This is a genomic window from Pseudomonas tritici (assembly GCF_014268275.3).
Lineage (GTDB): Bacteria > Pseudomonadota > Gammaproteobacteria > Pseudomonadales > Pseudomonadaceae > Aquipseudomonas > Aquipseudomonas tritici.
The window spans coordinates 4,790,780-4,809,453 of the sequence record NZ_CP077084.1 but is presented as its reverse complement, the minus strand read 5'-3'; the positions used below and the strand labels follow the sequence as shown (position 1 = coordinate 4,809,453).

At 59.8% G+C, this 18,674-nt stretch carries 17 protein-coding genes; 11 read left to right on the top strand and 6 right to left on the bottom strand.

What is annotated here, in order from left to right:
- The first annotated feature begins 80 nt into the window (after positions 1–80).
- From HU722_RS21760 to HU722_RS21745, 4 genes are all read left to right on the top strand, one after another.
- Positions 81–326 carry a hypothetical protein gene (locus tag HU722_RS21760; RefSeq protein ID WP_025854229.1) on the top strand — a complete coding sequence of 82 codons (246 nt, stop codon included), beginning with the start codon at positions 81–83 and terminating at the stop codon, positions 324–326.
- Between the two features lie 2 nt (positions 327–328).
- On the top strand, positions 329–1,153 hold the full coding sequence (locus HU722_RS21755) for a mechanosensitive ion channel family protein (RefSeq protein WP_003175519.1): 825 nt from the start codon (positions 329–331) through the stop codon (positions 1,151–1,153).
- 87 nt (positions 1,154–1,240) lie between these two features.
- A complete protein-coding gene (gene sigX / locus HU722_RS21750; RefSeq protein ID WP_049712000.1) occupies positions 1,241–1,831 on the top strand; it encodes an RNA polymerase sigma factor SigX in 591 nt (196 codons plus the stop codon).
- A gap of 107 nt (positions 1,832–1,938) precedes the next feature.
- The gene (locus HU722_RS21745; RefSeq protein ID WP_065873888.1) at positions 1,939–2,919 is read left to right on the top strand and encodes an OmpA family protein; all 981 of its coding nucleotides are present in this window, start codon (positions 1,939–1,941) and stop codon (positions 2,917–2,919) included.
- A 60-nt stretch (positions 2,920–2,979) separates the two neighbouring features.
- On the opposite strand, the gene cobA is transcribed toward HU722_RS21745, so the two are convergent.
- The 5 genes from cobA to HU722_RS21720 all read right to left on the bottom strand — a co-directional run bounded on the left by cobA (position 2,980) and on the right by HU722_RS21720 (position 8,657).
- Positions 2,980–3,723 carry a uroporphyrinogen-III C-methyltransferase gene (gene cobA / locus HU722_RS21740; protein ID WP_065881270.1) on the bottom strand — a complete coding sequence of 248 codons (744 nt, stop codon included), beginning with the start codon at positions 3,721–3,723 and terminating at the stop codon, positions 2,980–2,982.
- A gap of 26 nt (positions 3,724–3,749) precedes the next feature.
- A complete protein-coding gene (locus tag HU722_RS21735) occupies positions 3,750–5,420 on the bottom strand; it encodes a bifunctional protein-serine/threonine kinase/phosphatase (protein WP_065889822.1) in 1,671 nt (556 codons plus the stop codon).
- Positions 5,420–6,631, bottom strand: coding sequence for a nitrate/nitrite transporter (locus HU722_RS21730; protein ID WP_065889820.1), 1,212 nt, complete (start codon positions 6,629–6,631; stop codon positions 5,420–5,422). Before HU722_RS21730 ends, HU722_RS21735 begins: the two co-directional genes overlap by 1 nt.
- A 210-nt stretch (positions 6,632–6,841) precedes the next feature.
- Positions 6,842–7,417 carry an ANTAR domain-containing response regulator gene (locus HU722_RS21725; RefSeq protein WP_065873884.1) on the bottom strand — a complete coding sequence of 192 codons (576 nt, stop codon included), beginning with the start codon at positions 7,415–7,417 and terminating at the stop codon, positions 6,842–6,844.
- A 13-nt stretch (positions 7,418–7,430) separates the two neighbouring features.
- Positions 7,431–8,657 (bottom strand): CmpA/NrtA family ABC transporter substrate-binding protein, encoded by a 1,227-nt coding sequence (locus tag HU722_RS21720; RefSeq protein WP_065889818.1) that lies wholly within the window; start codon positions 8,655–8,657, stop codon positions 7,431–7,433.
- A gap of 273 nt (positions 8,658–8,930) precedes the next feature.
- Here HU722_RS21720 and sctC point away from each other — a divergent pair, with 273 nt between their 5' ends.
- From sctC to HU722_RS21695, 5 genes are all read left to right on the top strand, one after another.
- Positions 8,931–10,358, top strand: coding sequence for a type III secretion system outer membrane ring subunit SctC (gene sctC / locus HU722_RS21715; protein ID WP_065889816.1), 1,428 nt, complete (start codon positions 8,931–8,933; stop codon positions 10,356–10,358).
- Between the two features lie 15 nt (positions 10,359–10,373).
- Positions 10,374–10,598: a FliM/FliN family flagellar motor switch protein gene (locus HU722_RS21710; protein ID WP_065873881.1), complete on the top strand. Its 225-nt coding sequence runs from the start codon at positions 10,374–10,376 to the stop codon at positions 10,596–10,598.
- 155 nt (positions 10,599–10,753) lie between these two features.
- Positions 10,754–11,158, top strand: a complete 405-nt coding sequence (locus HU722_RS21705; protein WP_083207180.1) for a winged helix-turn-helix domain-containing protein — start codon at positions 10,754–10,756, stop codon at positions 11,156–11,158.
- Entirely contained in the window at positions 11,151–11,612 is a 462-nt protein-coding gene (locus HU722_RS21700) for a transglycosylase SLT domain-containing protein (protein WP_083228092.1), read from the top strand. The genes HU722_RS21705 and HU722_RS21700 overlap by 8 nt, the downstream gene beginning before the upstream one ends.
- Positions 11,613–11,698: 86 nt before the next feature.
- Entirely contained in the window at positions 11,699–12,718 is a 1,020-nt protein-coding gene (locus HU722_RS21695) for a quinone-dependent dihydroorotate dehydrogenase (protein WP_021491531.1), read from the top strand.
- A 341-nt stretch (positions 12,719–13,059) separates the two neighbouring features.
- On the opposite strand, the gene rmf is transcribed toward HU722_RS21695, so the two are convergent.
- Positions 13,060–13,275: a ribosome modulation factor gene (gene rmf / locus HU722_RS21690; RefSeq protein WP_002553055.1), complete on the bottom strand. Its 216-nt coding sequence runs from the start codon at positions 13,273–13,275 to the stop codon at positions 13,060–13,062.
- 543 nt (positions 13,276–13,818) lie between these two features.
- Here rmf and rlmKL point away from each other — a divergent pair.
- Both rlmKL and HU722_RS21680 read left to right on the top strand, forming a co-directional pair.
- A complete protein-coding gene (gene rlmKL, locus HU722_RS21685) occupies positions 13,819–16,083 on the top strand; it encodes a bifunctional 23S rRNA (guanine(2069)-N(7))-methyltransferase RlmK/23S rRNA (guanine(2445)-N(2))-methyltransferase RlmL (RefSeq protein ID WP_065873878.1) in 2,265 nt (754 codons plus the stop codon).
- A gap of 140 nt (positions 16,084–16,223) precedes the next feature.
- Positions 16,224–18,626 (top strand): sensor domain-containing diguanylate cyclase, encoded by a 2,403-nt coding sequence (locus tag HU722_RS21680; RefSeq protein ID WP_065873877.1) that lies wholly within the window; start codon positions 16,224–16,226, stop codon positions 18,624–18,626.
- Positions 18,627–18,674: the final 48 nt, after the last annotated feature.

The window sequence follows — 18,674 nt, the reverse complement described above, 5'->3', positions numbered from 1 at the left end:
TATGAGCTGAACGTAGGAAGGGGCCTATGTGACCTCAAGAATTTTACCCTCGTCTTTTAAATCACTTGCGAGAGGTCTATATGCACGATCCGTTCGAACAGTCTTTGCGTGACATGCTCAATGCCTCGCCGTCCAACCGTGACGACGATGCTTGCCTGGGTCGCGTGTTGAAAACCGCCAACCGTCAGGTGGGTGCGGGTGACCTGTTCGGTCTGCTCGGCCGCTGGGTACCGGCGTTGATGATGGCCCTGAACAACGGTTCGGCCCACGTATCGCCGGTTTCCCGTCGTAAACCTCTTGCTCGCACTGCTGATAAGGCTGATTGAATATGGAACTTGATCTCTGGACCCAGAGCCTGGTCACTGCGATGACTGCATTGTGGACCAAGGTGGCGAATTTCATTCCCAACCTGTTTGGTGCACTGGTACTGGTACTGCTGGGCTTTGTCGTGGCCAAGTTGCTCGACACCCTGCTGTCCAAGCTGCTTGCAAAATTGGGCCTCGACCGCTTGATGGCAGGCACTGGCCTGACTAAGCTGCTGGGCCGCGCAGGGCTGCAGGTGCCGATCTCCACATTGATCGGCAAGATCGTTTATTGGTTTGTTTTGCTGATTTTTCTGGTTTCTGCGGCTCAATCCCTTGGACTTGAGCGAGTTTCAGCTACGCTCGACATGCTGGCGCTGTATTTGCCGAAGGTTTTCGGCGGCGCGCTGGTACTGCTGGTAGGCGTTTTGCTGGCGCAATTGGCCAATGGGCTGGTGCGCGGCGCCGCTGAAGGAGTGGGGCTGGACTATGCCGCCGGTCTTGGGCGAATTGCTCAGGGACTGGTGATCATCATCAGTATTTCGGTCGCGATCAGCCAGTTGGAGGTCAAGACTGACCTGCTCAACCACGTGATTGTGATCGTTTTGATTACCGTTGGTCTGGCCGTTGCGCTGGCCATGGGCTTGGGAAGCCGGGAAATTGCCGGTCAGATTCTTGCGGGAATCTATGTGCGTGAGCTGTATCAGGTAGGGCAACAGGTGCGTGTGGGCGAGGTCGAAGGGCAAATCGAAGAGATCGGCACAGTCAAGACGACCGTGCTCACCGATGACGGCGACCTGGTGTCGTTGTCCAATCGGATTCTCCTCGAGCAGCAGGTCAGTAGCCGCTAATCCGGAAAACCCTGCTAATGTACGCCGCCGCGAACCCGGCTGACCGGGCTGTGGCGGACATTGACCTGACTGTCGGCACGACTTGTTTTGAATAAAGCCCAAACGCTGTCCACGCGCTATGACCCCCGTGAGCTCTCTGATGAGGAGTTGGTCGCGCGCTCGCACACGGAGCTGTTTCACGTAACTCGTGCGTATGAAGAATTGATGCGCAGATATCAACGCACTCTGTTCAACGTTTGTTCAAGGTATTTAGGGAACGATAGAGATGCGGATGATGTCTGTCAGGAAGTGATGCTCAAGGTGCTTTACGGCCTGAAGAACTTCGAGGGCAAATCGAAGTTCAAGACGTGGCTGTACAGCATCACGTACAACGAGTGCATCACGCAGTATCGGAAGGAACGGCGAAAGCGTCGCTTGATGGACGCCTTGAGTCTTGACCCCCTTGAGGAGGCGTCTGAAGAAAAGGCGCCGGCACCCGAGGATAAGGGCGGACTTGATCGCTGGTTGGTGTATGTGAACCCGATTGACCGCGAAATTCTGGTGCTACGATTTGTCGCAGAGCTGGAATTTCAGGAAATCGCTGACATCATGCACATGGGTTTGAGTGCTACAAAAATGCGTTACAAACGTGCTCTTGATAAATTACGTGAGAAATTTGCGGGCGAGACTGAAACTTAGTGCGTGGCAAATATCTCTTACGTGTAGGCAAGTTCTGTTAGACTTGTCGCCGAGTTGTCCCCCGGTTTGTGGGACTGCTTTACAATCACCAGATGGGGATTTAACGGATGAAACTGAAAAACACCTTGGGCTTGGCCATTGGTTCTCTTATTGCCGCTACTTCTTTCGGCGTTCTGGCACAAGGCCAAGGCGCAGTTGAAGGCGAGCTGTTCTACAAGAAGCAGTACAACGATAGCGTCAAGCACATCGAAGACGGCTTCAATCCTGGCGCTCGCATCGGTTACTTCCTGACCGACGACCTGTCCTTGAACCTGTCCTACGACAAGACCAACCACACCCGTTCGAACGACGGTACTGGTAACCAGAAGATCAAAGGCGATACCGGCAGCCTGGTTGCCCAGTATCACTTCGGTCAAGCTGGCGTAGACAGCCTGCGTCCGTACGTAGAAGGCGGTTTCGGCCACCAGAGCCGTACCAACGTTCAAGCTGACGGCCACAGCGGTCGCGACCAGACCACTTTCGCTACCGTTGGTACTGGCGTGAAGTACTACTTCACCAACAACCTGTACGCTCGTGCCGGTGTTGAAGCTGACTACGGTCTGGACAACGGCAAGTGGGACTACTCCGCACTGGTCGGCCTGGGCGTGAACTTCGGCGGTAACGCTGGCGCAGCAGCTCCAGCTCCTACCCCAGCACCAGCTCCAGAGCCAACTCCAGAGCCAGAAGCTCCAGTTGCTCAGGTTGTTCGTGTTGAGCTGGACGTTAAGTTCGACTTCGACAAGGCTGTTGTTAAGCCTAACAGCTACGGCGACGTTAAAAACCTGGCCGACTTCATGGCTCAGTACCCAGCTACCAACGTAGAAGTTGCTGGTCACACTGACTCCGTAGGTCCAGACGCTTACAACCAGAAGCTGTCCCAGCGTCGTGCTGACGCTGTTAAGCAAGTCCTGGTTAAAGACGGCGTTGCTCCAAGCCGTGTAACTGCAGTAGGTTACGGCGAATCCCGCCCAGTTGCTGACAACGCAACTGAAGCTGGTCGCGCTGTTAACCGTCGCGTAGAAGCGTCGGTTGAAGCTACCGCTCAGTAATTACTGAGTTGTAGAAAAAAGCCCGGCTTAGGCCGGGCTTTTTTTCGCCTGGGATTTGCCTCAGGCGCGGGCTGCCTCTGCCAGGCAAACAGCCTGTTCGGTGGCGGCAACGCGGCCGATCACCAGGATTGCCGGGCTCTTCAGGGCAAACGCACGGGCATCCTCATGCATATGGGACAGATCGCTGCGGCATTCCCTTTGCTGCGGCAACGATGCATTTTCAATCATCGCCACCGGCATATCCGGCGTCATCCCGCCATCCAGCAATTGCTGGCGAATTTCCTCCAGTTTCGCCACGCCCATATACACCACCAAGGTTGTCCCGCCCTCTGCCAGCGCACGCCAATTCAGGCTGCTGTCGTCCTGAGTGTGCGCCGTGACCAGGGTCACGCCACGGCTTACCCCGCGTAACGTCAACGGAACCGCGCAATTCGTAGCGCCGGCCAAGCCGGCAGTAATCCCGTTGACCAATTCCACCTCGACGCCTCGCTCACGCAACCACACTGCTTCTTCACCACCGCGGCCGAAAATGCACGGGTCGCCACCCTTGAGCCGCACCACGCATTTGCCTTGGCGCGCATAACGCAGCATCAGGCGGTGGATAAAATCCTGTGGAGTCGAGCGACAGCCACCGCGTTTGCCCACGGTAATCACCCGCGCTTGAGCACAGTGTTCCAGCACCGCCGGGTTGACCAGATCATCGATCAGTACCACATCGGCTTCGCGCATGGCCCGAACGGCCTTGAGGGTCAACAGCTCCGGGTCACCGGGACCTGCGCCTACCAGCCAGACTTTTGCGTTCATAGGTTTTTCCTCGTCCAGGGATGACGTCAGCTGTGAAAGAGTGAGTACAACAGCACCAGGTTGATCAGCATTGAGATCAACCCCAGCGCGCGCCAGACCTTCAAGGGTTCACGCTCCAGCAACGGCCTGGGGCGGATGCTCAGTTCCTGCCGGTCAGCCTGTTCCAGCACCCGCAACCACTCTTCGGCGGTTTCATAGCGGTTTGTCGGATGGGCAGCCACGGCCCTTTCCAGGCTCAGGGGCAACCAATCCGGCAGGTCGGGGCGATAGCGGCTGGCGCTGACAGGGTGGGTAAACCTTGGCCGTTGGAAGGCTTCGATTTCACCGTAGGGGTAATGCCCGGTCAGCAGGTAATAAAGGGCGACGCCGACACTGTATAAATCCTGTTGGGCCGTAGGACGGTCGCCATTGAATGCCTCCGGTGCTATGAAGCTTGGCGTGCCCGGCAGTGCATGGGGATGGTCTTCCGACAGGCCTGGGCAGTACGCCAGGCCGAAATCCAGCACCCGCAGTTCGCCGTCGTCCCCCAGCAGGAGGTTTTCCGGCTTGATATCACGGTGCAGGATCTGCCGCCGATGCAGCATCCCCACCGCCCGCAGCAAGCGTTCGGCCATAGACTGCCATTGCGCCAGGGGCAATGGACCTTGGCGCTGGAACAGTTCAGCCAGGGTTTCACCGGAATATTCACGCATCACGTAGTACAGATGCTGGCGCCCGCTGGCGACATGCACTTCAGGAAATGCCCGCCCTGCAACCCGCCTTAAAAACCATTCCTCCGACAGCAATGCCTGGCCGGCGTCGCGATCATCGTCACGGCTCAACGGCAGGGTTTTCAGCAGCCAGGGTTGCTGCTGGGCGTCCCTTACCCGGTACAACAACGACTGTCGGCTTTGCGCCAGAACGGTCTCCACGTGCCAGCCTTCGAAGTGTTGCCCGGCTTTCAGCGGTGGTGGCAGGGGCCATTGCTGCAACTGCACCAAGGCGTCGCCGAGCGTGGCTGCACCTAGGCTGTCGATGCGCACCAGCAGTGCGCTGGCATTGTCTTGGCTGCCGGCCAGGTGTGCGGCGCTCACCAGCGTGTTGACCGCCAGATCCAGGTCCGTTTGCTCGCGTAAAATCGCGCGGATGCTCTGATCACCCAACGTCGCCCATACGCCATCACTGAGCAGCAGGAAACATTCGCCTTCGCGCAGTTGGCCGTCGAGAAAATCCAACACCAGGTGTTGATCCAGGCCGAGCGCGCGCTTGAGCACATGTTGCATGCCCGGTTGTTCCCACACGTGATCCTCGCTGATGCGCTGCAATTCGCCATCCAGCCAACGATAGGCCCGGCAATCGCCGACGTGCGCCAGGGTAAAGCGCTGGCCGCGAAACACCAGGGCGCTGAGGGTGGTCAGCAAGGGCTGACCACCGCCATTCGCCTGCAGCCAGCGATTCTGTGCCAGCAGCAAACGTTCCAGGGCCTGGGCCACGCCCCAGGTTTGCGGCGTGGCGTAGTAATCCAACGCCAGCGCCTGCAGGGTCGTGCGCGCGGCCAGACCACCGTCGGCGCACTGGCTTACGCCGTCGGCGATGGCGCACAAGTAACCTTTGCTCGCCGCCAGTTCGGCCACAGGAGTCACCACCCGCAGCGCGTCCTGGTTTTCCGCCCGTGGGCCGATGGCACTGGCTTGGGCGACGCTCAGTTGCAGGCTCATCAGACCCGCGCAGCCGTCACGGCAGCCGAGCCCCAGGTGGTCCTCCAGCGACGCTTCACGCCATGCAAGCCGAACCAGGCCAACACGCCCAGGCTGGCGAACAGCCACAGGGCCAGTTGATAGCTGCCGGTGCTTTGTTTGATCGCGCCCATGCCCGCCGCCAGAGCAAAACCGCCGATACCGCCGGCCATGCCGATCAGGCCGGTCATCACGCCGATCTCGCGACGGAAACGCTGTGGCACCAGTTGGAACACCGCGCCATTCCCGGCACCCAGGCCGAGCATCGTGCAGACGAAAAGTGCCAGTGCCGCGTAGGAACTCGGTAGGTTGAAACCCACCGCTGCGATACAAATCGCCGACACGCTGTACATGCCCAACAGGGTACGAATCCCGCCGAAACGGTCCGCCAAGGCGCCACCCAGGGGGCGCATCAGGCTGCCGCCGAACACGCAGGCGGCGGTGTAGTAACCGGCGGTCACCGGGCTCAGGCCGTACTGGTCGTTGAAGTAGCCGGGCAGGGCGCTGGCCAGGCCGATAAACCCGCCAAAGGTCACGCTGTAGAAAAACATGAACCACCAGCTGTCACGGTCGCCCAGGGCCTTGAAGTAGTCAGCCATGGATTTGGCTTTCGGGCGTTCAGGGGCGTTGCGCGCCAGCCAGGCAAAGACAATCAGGGTCAACACCAGTGGAATCACGGCAAAGCCGAAGACGTTGTTCCAGCCAAAAGCGGCCGCCAGCACAGGCGCCAACAATGCGGCGAATACAGTGCCGGAGTTGCCCGCGCCGGCGATGCCCATGGCCTTGCCCTGGTGTTCTGCCGGGTACCATTGGGAGGCCAGTGGCAGTGCGACGGCAAACGATGCGCCGGCCATGCCGAGGAACACGCCCAACAGCAAGGCTTGCTCGTAACTGTGGATTCCCAGCTTCCAGGCGACGAACAGGGCGCAGATCACAATCACCTGGCCAATCAGCCCCGCGGTCTTCGGCGACAGCTTGTCAGCCAGCATCCCCATCAGAAAGCGCAAAATCGCACCGGCGAGGATGGGCGTTGCGACCATCAGGCCGCGCTGTTGAGTGGTCAAGTGCAAGTCGGCGGCAATTTGTATCGCCAGTGGGCCCAGCAGGTACCAGACCATGAAGCTCAGGTCGAAATACAGGAACGCGGCAAACAGGGTCGGGGTGTGCCCGGATTTCCAGAAGCTTGATTTCATCACGCACCTCAACGGTTGGGAGTCTTGTAAGAAGGCCTGGTGATGGAACAGCCGGTTAAGGCCGCCCCACCGGCCCCTTTAGCGGGGGCCAAAACGAAAAAACGCCGCCACCGGGTTCGCGAGGGCAAACCGGGTGTGCGACGTCTTTGTCGTGGAGGGGCAACCGCCGTTGGCTACCTGTGATGTTTACTTAGCAAGAGCTGCGCCACATCAGCCGAGCAACTCACTCATGGCGATAATCTGCTCCGCCACCTGGATCAGTTTCTGCTGGCGACTCATGGCCTGCCGGCGCATCAAGGTGTAGGCCTCTTCCTCATTGCATTCCTTCATTTTCATCAGCATGCCCTTGGCCAGCTCGATGCGCTTGCGTTCGGCCAGTTGCTGGTCTCGAGCGTGAAGCTGAGCGCGCAAGGCCTGGTCGCTTTCGAAGCGCGCCATGGCCACATCGAGGATCGGCTGCAGGCGCTCGGCCTGGATGCCTTCGACGATATAAGCGCTGACACCGGATTTGATAGCCTGGCGCATCACGCTTGGGTCGTGTTCGTCGGTGAACATCACAATCGGCCGGGGTTGGTCGCGGCTGACCAATACCACTTGCTCCATCACATCACGGCCCGGTGACTCGGTATCGATCAGGATCACGTCCGGGCGCACTGTTTCGACGCGTGCGGGCAGGTCGATGGTCAAGCCGGACTCGTCGATGACTTCAAAACCGGCCTCGATCAGCGCCGTCCTAAGTCGGCCGACTTTGCGCGGTGTGTCGTTGATCAACAGGATTCGCAGCATGGAAGTCCTCCTGTCAGCGCAAGGCTTGGCGGTGGGTGGTGTTGGCCAGGGCATGCAGGCGGAAGCTGCGGGCATAGCCGGCGGGGTCGGAACCGTCCCAGATTTTGCCGTCGATCAGTTGGCTGCTGCGCATGTCCTGGTCTTTCGCCGTGATACCCAGCGCGTCGGCCGCCTGGCGAAACAGCGGCAACTGCTGCACTTGGCGCGCAACGCCGAGATAGTCCGGGTCTTCACGCAGCAGGCCCCAGCGCCGAAACTGGGTCATGAACCACATGCCGTCAGAGAGGTAGGGCAGGTTCACCTCGCCATCAGCAAAAAAGCGCAAGGCGTGGGGATCCTGCCACCGGTTGCCCAGGCCATCGTTGTAGGCGCCGAGCAGGCGCGGTTCGATGCAGTCGAGTGGGGCGTCGAGGTACTCGCGGCCACTGAGCAGTTGCGCGGTGGAACGGCGGTTTTCGGTGCTTTCTTCGATAAATCGACTGGCCTCCAGGATCGCCATTACCAGTACGCGCGCGGTGTTGGGGTACTGGTCGACAAACGCCTGGGTACAGCCGAGCACCTTTTCTGGATGATCCGGCCAGATCGCCTGGGTTGTTGCCAGGGTAAACCCTTGGTTTTGCTTGACCGCACTGGCGCACCAGGGTTCGCCGACGCAAAAACCATCGATGCGTCCGGCGTGCAGGTGCGCAACCATTTGCGGTGGCGGGACCACCACGCTGTCCACATCCCGCAAGGGATGAATGCCTTGGCTCGCCAGCCAGTAATACAACCACATGGCGTGGGTGCCTGTGGGAAAGGTCTGAGCAAAGGTCAGTTTTGTTCGGCTTTGGTGCACATGGCGTTCCAGTGCCTCAGGAGTGATCACCCCTTGTTGCTGCAACCCGTGGGACAGGTTGATGCTCTGGCCGTTCTGGTTAAGCCCCATCAGTACCGCCATGTCGGTGGACGCTACGCCGCCGATGCCCAGGTGCACGGCATAAATCAGCCCGTACAGGCTGTGGGCGGCGTCCAGTTCGCCGCTGACCAGTTTGTCGCGCAGGTTGGCCCAGGACGATTGGCGCTTGAGGTTCAGGGTCAGGCCATAGGGTTGAGCGAAGCCCTGGGTGGCCGCTACCACTATTGATGCGCAGTCGCTCAAAGCCATGAAGCCCAGGTCGATGCTGCTCTTTTCCGGGGCATCACTGCCGTTGACCCACGCCAGTGGGTCGTTCATCGGGCTGTTGCCAACAGAATCGTTCATCAATACCTACCTTTTCTTTCAAAAAAAAGCGTCGTTCCCTCAGATGGCGATGTAAGCCAGTGCGGGTAACGACGCCTTTGTCCGTAAGCTCGCTCCGCCGTTGGCGCGTGCTCTGATACAGAGTGCATAGCAAGGCACATGCCACGGGGGTGAGGCCCGGGCAGCCGTCAACTTTCCATCAAGATTGAAATCGGGCGGCCTTTCAGTATGGCCGCATTCTTAATGCCAGACCGCCCAGGAAACCCCACGGTGTACGCCGACTTCCTTGCAACGATGCCCCGCCGCTGGCTGTTTTTTACTGCGCTGCTTGCCGTGCTGGTGTCCGAAAGTGCGGTTGCCTGGGCCGGGCTTTACCAGGCGCAGGATGAAAGCCTGCATACCGTGTTTACCGCACTGTCGGAGCCATTGGGCTTGCCCATCGTTGTCAGCCGTGAGGTGGCACGCAAACGCCTCAGCGCAGCGCTGGATTTCGATGCACCGCAACAGGCCCTGGAGACGCTTGCGTTGCAACAAGGATTGATCTGGTACAGCGACGGGCAAGCGCTGTATGTCTATGACGCGGGCGAGGCTAAAAGCTCTGCGGTGACCTTGCGGCATATTTCCGTCGACAGGCTGCGTAGCCTCATGCGCCGCTCGGGCCTGGATGAGTCGCGCTATCCGTTGCGTGAAAGTACCGGCCGAACATTCTATGTGTCCGGCCCACCGAATTATGTCGACCAGGTGCTGCGCCTGGCCCAGTTGATGGACCGTCAAAGGGCTGAGTTACGGGTGGGGGCACAGGCCTTTGGCGTCGTGCAAGTGCTCAACACCGATGTGGCGAACCATCAGTACGGCACAAGCGACAGCCCGGTCACCGTCCCGGGGATGGCGTCGATGATCGAGACCCTGCTGGCCAGCGAGCACAAGGGGTTGCTGTCCGACAAGAGCCTTGGCGTTATTGCCTACCCGGATAGCAACAGCCTGCTTATCAAGGGTAAGCCAGCACAGGTGAGTTTCATCCAGAAACTGGTAGCGGAACTCGACGTACCCAAGCGCGCGATCGAGGTCTCGCTGTGGTGGGTGGATGTGGAGCGCGACGAACTGAAGACGCTGGGCTTGGATTGGGATACGCAAAGCAAGGCTTCGACATCGCGCGTGTTAGCGCCGTTGGACGATAGCCACCTGATGGTGCAGATCAGCGCATTGGAGCGTCGTCGGCGCGCGAAGGTAACAACACTGCCGGTGATTCTCACCCAGGAGAACGTGCCGGCGGTTTTTCAGGACAACCACACGTTCTATCTGCCACCTCCCGAAAACGACAAAACCGGCTGGACACCAGTGCGTTACGGCACCCAAGTCAGTGTCTTGCCGCGTTTTGCCGAGGCCAACCAGATCGAGATGCGCGTTGAGGTCGACGAGGGTCGCCAGATGACCGAGCCGGGACGGCGTGAAAAAAACACAGCGGTGGGACGAGTGGGCGTCAACAGTGTGGTGCGTGTGCCCCAAGGCAGACGCCTATGGCTGGGCGCGTTTCAAAGGGAGTCAGAAGGACGGGGGGCTGGTCGCCCGGCACTAGTGCGCCTATTTGTGATCCAGGCCAGAGCGGTGGGCGGCGCGTTGAAGGGGCCGGACGAGGGCGTAGGGCCACCACCCTTGACCGCCGCGCAATATGAGCGCGTTCAACGTGCTTTTGTGCGGCCGGGGCGCGATGTTTCACCGTAAACAAGGTGGTAACCCATGCATCTGGAAATTCTTCTACAGGAACAGCTGATCAGCCGCAGGCGCCTGGCAGCCTTCGCGCCCGGAAAGATATTGCCATTGACGCAGCAGATAACCCACTGCGTGGAAGTTCGGGTGAATGGGCAATTACTCGCCTTGGGCGAACTGGTGCAGTTGGAGGACAGGCTAGGGGTTGAGTTGCATGAGGTGTATCAGGCGTGGCTGCCTGGAGGCGGCGGATAGGGAAAGGTCTTACAGAGCAGTATCGAAAACCGCTGGATGAATGGGCTTTTTCCTAGCGTGAGTCGGGAGGCAGGTTTTTATAGTCGTGACCTAGGTACATGAGCCAGTGATGCAAATGAGGACTTCAATGTCAGTAGTCGGATGCCGAGGTAATGATGGCCGTCATGGATGATGCAGGGACGACGACTTCCCTGGTTTTTTCGCGCTGGACCCTGCATCACGACGGTCGCCTGACCGGCGAGGGTTCGGATGTTCAGTTACCGCCCAAGGAATGGCAGGTGTTGCGACTGCTACTGGCATCCGGTGGCGCGTTGATGACCAAGGATCGCTTGCTGGAGCTGGCCTGGCCGCAGGGGGAGGTGGCCGAGGAGTCGTTGACGCGCTGCATTTACTCACTGCGCAAGTACCTTGGCGTCGACAAGGGGTTTATCAAGACGATCTACGGTCAAGGGTACCGCTTTACTTGCCCGGTCACCGCCGAGGAGCATGCGCCGGGCTGCATGAGACATGTGTGCTCGGCCTGCGGCCAAGTCAGCCCTGGTTCGATAAACCGTGGCTAGGTTCTGGAGCAAAGGCTTGGTGTTGAGCCTGATGATGACCAGTCATCAAGCCTTGGCCTATTGCTGGGAGGAGGCCGCCAGGCACTACGATATCGAACCCGAGTTGCTGCAAGCGATCGCCGTCGTGGAGTCAGGTAATCGGGCACAAGCGATGAATCTTGCCAACCGTAATGGCACTCGGGACATCGGCCTGATGCAGATCAACAGCATCCATTTGCCTCGCCTGCTCGAGCAGGGTATTACCGAGGAGCGTCTGATCAACGAGCCCTGTCTGTCGGTTGAGGTGGGCGCTTCGATTCTCGCCGAGTTCATCCAGCGCTTTGGCTACAACTGGACAGCGGTAGGTTCCTACAACGTTGGGACGGGCTCCGGGCCCGAGCGTGAGGCGTTGCGCATGCGGTATGCGCAGAAAATCTGGGCGTATTACGAGCAGTTGGTCGCGCATCGCTACTGACGATTGAGGTTCGCGCCTCGCGCGCTCCCTGCCTCCCCGGCTATAATCGCCGCCACCTTTCGCCGCCATCCGAGTCTAGCCCGCCCATGTATACCCTGGCCCGCCAGCTGTTGTTCAAACTCTCCCCGGAAACTTCACACGATCTGTCCCTGGACCTGATCGGTGCCGGTGGTCGCCTGGGGCTCAATGGCCTGGTATGCAAGGCGCCGGCAAAAATGCCGGTATCGGTGATGGGGCTTGATTTCCCCAATCCGGTCGGGCTGGCGGCTGGCCTGGATAAAAACGGTGCGGCCATTGATGGTTTTGCTCAGTTGGGTTTCGGTTTTGTCGAAATCGGCACCGTGACCCCAAGGCCGCAACCGGGTAACCCCAAGCCGCGTATCTTCCGCCTGCCGGAAGCCGAGGCGATCATCAACCGCATGGGCTTTAACAACCTGGGGGTTGATCATCTGCTGTCGCGGGTTCAAGCGGCGAAGTACAAAGGCATCCTGGGCATCAATATCGGCAAGAACTTCGATACCCCGGTTGAACGTGCCGTGGATGACTACCTGATCTGCCTGGACAAGGTCTACGCCCACGCCAGCTACGTCACGGTCAACGTCAGCTCGCCCAACACCCCGGGCCTGCGTAGCCTGCAGTTCGGCGACTCCCTCAAGCAACTGCTCGAAGCCTTGCGTCAGCGCCAGGAAGACCTGGCTGTGCGCCATGGCAAGCGCGTGCCGTTGGCGATCAAGATTGCCCCGGACATGAGCGACGAGGAAACCGTGCTGGTCGCCCAGGCCCTGGTGGACTCAGGCATGGACGCGGTGATCGCGACCAACACCACCCTCAGCCGCGTAGGCGTCGAAGGCCTGGCCCATGGCGATGAAGCGGGTGGCCTGTCGGGTGCCCCGGTGCGCGAGCAGAGCACGCATATCGTCAAGGTGCTGGCTGCCGAATTGGCGGGGCGTTTGCCGATTATCGCCGCCGGTGGCATCACCGAAGGCAAGCACGCAGCCGAGAAGATCGCCGCGGGTGCCAGCCTGGTGCAGCTCTACTCCGGCTTCATCTATAAAGGCCCGGCGCTGATCCGCCAGTCGGTGGATGCAATCGCTGCACTGCGATAGCTAAAGGTATCTACACAACCTTGTAGTGAGCGGGCTTGCCCCGCGCTGGGCTGCGAAGCGGCCCCAAACCAGGCGACCTGGGTTTATCCTGAAACTCGGAGGTGTCTTTGTTGGGGCAGCTTCGCAGCCCAGCGCGGGGCAAGCCCGCTCACTACAAAAAGATTTTTCAGCCTTACGAATCGTCGCCATAAAGGTACAGGCGACTCAGGCCCTTATGCGCCAGCCAATAAAAAGGGCTCCTTGAAGGAGCCCCCTGGGCCGAAGCCCGCCGCCCGGATAGGACGTGCGTGGTTAAGTCGTTACACATTCAAAGGTGTGATGTCGGAATTAATTGCCCTTGATTAGCCGACGGCGTGAAGTTCGTTGAGTCTGTGGATTCCCGCAGTGCCAGTCATACCGTCCCAGTTGTCGCCGCGTCCTTCTCGCCAGCCGTTAATCCAGGCTTGGCGTACCGACGGTAGAGTAAATGGGCAAAGCTCACGGGATTTGCCATGAACGCCATATTGATATCCGCGTAAAAATGCTCTTTCCAACGGATCACGCTTAAGTCTTCTCATAGGGTGTTTCCCTCACTTGTTGACTGTCTTGATATCCTTCGGCCTCGTCTGGGGCCGGGCAGAGTTTTTCTGCCGTTGGTGGGCTCGCTGCCGGCGTGGCGAGCCTATGTGTCGGCGTCGTTACGGCGCCAACCTGTGTTGAGTTCTAACCAATAGGTCACATGGATTCAATGATCGTTTTGTCATAAGCACGTAACGATAACGATGCTATAGCCATAAGCTGGGCTGGCTTTTCGCCCCATTTATCCGGCAAACCCAGCTATGATGTGCCCTGCAAAGAGGATGGGTTTAATCCTTTAGTGAGAATGCCCGTCCGTTGCGGTCGGTTATTATTCGACGAAAGGGCGGAATATTTCTTTTTGTTACGCGTTTTGTTGTTAAACAGTTCTCTCTGCCTCGTCGATGAGGGCCCAAGGGCCCGGCAGACGGGGTGGGACGGCACATTCGTGCCACGCGAGCACTCTTCAAGAAAAGTGCTTGATTGAAAACCGAGCCGGCGATGCGTCGCCCGTTCATTTATTGCTGAAAAGCCTGGAATGCCCCATGTCGGACCGTTTTGAACTCTTCCTCACCTGCCCCAAGGGCCTCGAAGGCCTGCTGATCGAGGAAGCCGTCGGGCTTGGCCTTGAGGAAGCCCGCGAGCACACCTCGGCCGTGCGCGGCATGGCCGACATGGAAACCGCCTACCGCCTGTGCCTCTGGTCGCGCCTGGCCAACCGCGTGCTGCTGGTACTCAAGCGCTTCCCGATGAAGGACGCCGAAGACCTCTACCACGGCGTGCTGGATATCGAGTGGGCCGACCATATGGTCTCCGATGGCACACTTGCTGTTGAATTCAGCGGCCATGGTTCGGGCATCGACAACACTCACTTCGGCGCACTGAAGGTCAAGGATGCGATTGTCGACAAGCTGCGCACCCCCACCGGCGAACGCCCGTCCATCGACAAGATCAACCCGGACCTGCGCATCCACCTGCGCCTAGACCGCGGCGAAGCGATCCTGTCCCTCGACCTTTCCGGCCACAGCTTGCACCAGCGTGGCTACCGTCTGCAGCAGGGCGCGGCACCGCTGAAAGAAAACCTGGCGGCCGCGATCCTGATCCGTGCCGGCTGGCCGCGCATTGCGGCTGAAGGCGGCGCGCTGAGCGACCCAATGTGCGGCGTGGGTACCTTCCTGGTGGAGGGCGCGATGATCGCTGCCGACATGGCGCCCAACCTGAATCGCGAACTGTGGGGTTTCACCACCTGGCTGGGTCACGTCCCGGCATTGTGGAAAAAACTGCACACCGAGGCCACCGAACGTGCCGCCGTCGGCATGAACAAGCCGCCGCTGTGGATTCGCGGCTACGAAGCCGACCCACGTCTGATTCAGCCCGCGCGCAATAACATCGAGCGTGCCGGCCTCAGCCACTGGATCAAGGTGTACCAGGGCGAAGTCGGCACCTTCGAGCCGCGCCCGGACCAGAACCAGAAAGGCCTGGTCATCTGCAACCCGCCGTACGGCGAGCGTTTGGGTGACGAAGCCAGCCTGTTGTACCTCTACCAGAACCTTGGCGAGCGTCTGCGCCAAGCGTGCATGGGCTGGGAAGCGGCGGTATTCACTGGCGCGCCGGACCTGGGCAAGCGCATGGGTATCCGTAGCCACAAGCAGTACTCGTTCTGGAACGGCGCCCTGCCGTGCAAATTGTTGCTGATCAAGGTCAACCCCGACCAGTTCGTCACCGGTGAGCGTCGCACCCCGGAACAGCGCCAGGCCGAACGTGAGCAAGCCGCTTACGATCAAGCCCCGGCTGAGCCGCAAGAGCGTCAGTACAACAAGAACGGCAACCCGATCAAACCCGCTCCGGCGCCTGTGGTTGAGCAGCCGCGCCTGAGTGAAGGCGGGCAGATGTTCGCCAACCGCCTGCAGAAGAACCTCAAGCTGCTGGGCAAGTGGGCCAAGCGCGAAGGCGTGGATTGCTACCGGGTGTACGACGCCGACATGCCGGAATACTCCATGGCCATCGACCTGTATCACGATTGGGTCCACGTGCAGGAATATGTCGCACCGAAGTCCATCGACCCGGAAAAAGCCTCCGCGCGCATGTTCGATGCCCTGGCTGCGATTCCCCAGGCCCTGAACATCGACAAGAGCCGCGTGGTGGTCAAGCGCCGCGAGCGTCAGAGCGGCACCAAGCAGTACGAGCGTCAGAGCGCCCAAGGCAAGTTCACCGAAGTCAGTGAAGGCGGCGTGAAGTTGCTGGTCAACCTCACCGATTACCTGGACACCGGCCTGTTTCTCGACCACCGTCCGATGCGCATGCGCATCCAGAAAGAAGCCGCCGGCAAGCGCTTCCTCAATTTGTATTGCTACACCGCTACCGCCAGTGTGCACGCGGCCAAGGGCGGTGCGCGCAGCACCACCAGTGTCGACCTGTCCAAGACCTACCTGGACTGGGCGCGTCGCAACTTCTCGCTCAACGGTTTCTCCGACAAGAACCGCCTGGAGCAGGGTGATGTGATGGCGTGGCTGGAAGCCAGCCGCGATGAGTTCGACATGATCTTCATCGACCCGCCGACCTTCTCCAACTCCAAGCGCATGGAAGGCATCTTCGACGTACAGCGTGACCACGTGCAATTGCTCGACTTGGCCATGGCACGCCTGGCACCGGGCGGCGTGCTGTACTTCTCGAACAACTTCCGCAAGTTTGCGTTGGAGGACAACCTCAGCGAACGCTATGCGGTCGAGGAGATCAGTGACAAGACCATCGACCCGGATTTCGCACGTAATGCGAAGATCCACCGGGCGTGGAAAATCACTGCTCGCTGATCGCCGCCACTAAAAAGCCGCAAGCCTGGATTATTCCGGGCTTGCGGCTTTTTTACGCTGGTCAAACTCAAGGTCGATGGCTATAACTTAAGGTCCAGCCAAAGTGACACCCCCGCACGCTGGCGCTGTGAGTGTTGCCTATGTCGCTGCAAGCTGTTCGCCCGAAAATCCTAGGCTTTATCAATGAGCAGGCGTCGGCTTGGCTGGTGGCATTGGTGGTTTTACTGGCGGGATTTGCCTTGACGGCCATTGTTGCCTGGGCAGCCTCCGACCTCTATCAGCAGCAACTGCGCCAGCGCTTTCAATTGCTGGTTAATGAACGCTATACCCGCCTGCAGGAACGTTTCGAAGACCAGGAGCAGCGGCTGAACAGCCTGCGGCGTTTCTTTGTCAATTCCGATGATGTGTCCCACGAAGAATTCGACGGTTTTGCCCAGCCCTTGTTGTTGCGCACCCTCGCATACTCCTGGGCGCCCCGGGTGTATCGCGAACAACGCAGCCAGTTTGAGCAAAACGTGTCCGAGCGGGGAGGCGTGCCCTTTGTTATCCGTGAGTTGAATTCGGCGGGTGAGCTGGCCCCTGCGACCGAGCGCGATGAATACGTGCCAATGTTGTACAGCCAGACCCAAAACCCGATGGGTGCACCACTCGGCTTTGATCTGCTGGCCCAGCCCCTGCGGCGTTCAGCCCTTGAGCGTGCGCAAAAGACCGGCAAGCTGGCGGTGTCCCAGCCCATGCAATGGGTGGGCGTAGAACCGGCCTATGCCACTGGAGTGTTACTGGTCGCGCCGGTGAGCCACTTGCCCCTCTCCGGACAATCCCAGAACGAACCCTACGGCTATGTGATGGCGGTGATCAGCATTCGCCAGCTGGTGGCCGACGGTTTGCCCAAGCCTGACCGGGATAACCTGATGATGCAGATAGTCGACACCTCCGACCTGCACATGCGCGTGCTTTTCGAGTCCGGCACGTTCGGGGCCAGCAAAAACGACCTTGTCGGCACGCGCCGCCTGACGCTGGGCGATCACGTCTACGCCCTGAACCTGCGTCCGAGCCAGGTATTCGAACAGGCCAACCATTCTTCGTTGTCCGCGATTCTGACCATGGGGGGCCTGCTCAGCCTGTTGCTCAGTGCCTTGCTCTATGTACTGGTGAGCCAACGCCAACGCGCGTTGAAACTGGTGGAGCAACGTACCGTGCAACTGCGTATGCGCGAGCAGGAGTTACGCGCGGCTCATGGTCAGTTGCGCAGCGTGCTCAATGCGGCCACGCAGGTCGCAATCATTGCCACCGACCTGCGCGGCGTCATCAACACCTTCAACGCCGGTGCGGAGCAGATGCTGGGGTTCGAGGCCGAGCAAGTGGTGGGCACACACACCCTGGAAAGCCTGCACCTGGCGGTGGAACTGGAGGCGCGTTCCGCCACTTTGAGTGTGGCCTTGGGCAAGCGTATTCCCGCGAGCCAGGCGATGTTGGTGGAAAGCCCGGACAACCTGCACGAAGCCCGCGAATGGACCTTGGTCCGCGAAGACGGCAGCCAGTTGACCGTAAACATGCTGGCCACCGTGCTGCTGGACGACCATGGTTTGTGGATCGGCCACCTGGCGATTTACCTGGACATTACCGAGCAAAAGCGTGCCTACGAGGCATTGGCGGCGCGGGACCGCCTGCTCAAGAAACTCAGCGCCCATGTCCCCGGCGGCATCTTCCAGTTCACCCTGGAGCCCCAGAACAACTGGAAATTCATCTACGCCAGTGATGGCATGCGCGACATCTATGAAATCGAGCCCGGCGTATTGCAGCAAGACGCGAAGAGGGTCTTTGAGCGTATCCATCCGCAGGATGTGGAACGGGTGCGCGCATCGATCCGCTTGTCCGCGTTGCAGTTGAGCCATTGGCGCGAAGAGTACCGGGTGCAGTTGCCACAACGCGGCCTGCGCTGGATTCGTGGGGAGGCCACCCCGGAAGAGTTACCGGGAGGCGGCACGCTGTGGCATGGCTATGTGTCGGATATTTCCGACTTGAAGCGGGTGGAAGAGGAGCTACGCGCGCTTTCCATCACTGACTCCCTGACCGGGATTCATAACCGCCGCTATTTTCAGGATCGCCTGAGGGCCGAGATGGTGAAGCTCAACCGCACCTCGGGGGCACTGTCGGTGATCATGCTGGATATCGATCACTTCAAGCGCATCAACGACAGGCATGGGCATGCCGTCGGCGATGGGGTATTGCAGGAGTTGTGCAAACGCATCAGCCAGCGCCTGCGCCGCACTGATGTGTTCTGTCGCCTGGGAGGCGAGGAATTCATGGTGCTGTGCCCCCATACCGATGGCGAGCAGGCCTACAGCCTGGCCATAGAGTTGTGGAAGTCACTGCGCAGCGCACCGATGGAGCCGGTCGGCACTGTCACCGCCAGCTTTGGCGTGGCCAGCTGGCGGGTGGATGAAGGTGTCGACGGGTTGCTGCTGCGCGCCGACTCAGCGGTGTACGTGGCCAAGCAGGCGGGCCGCGACCGCGTCGAGGCGGAACGGCTTCGGGCTTGATTAACAGGGTCTTCTAGGCAAAACACTATCAATGTGGGAGCTGTTGCT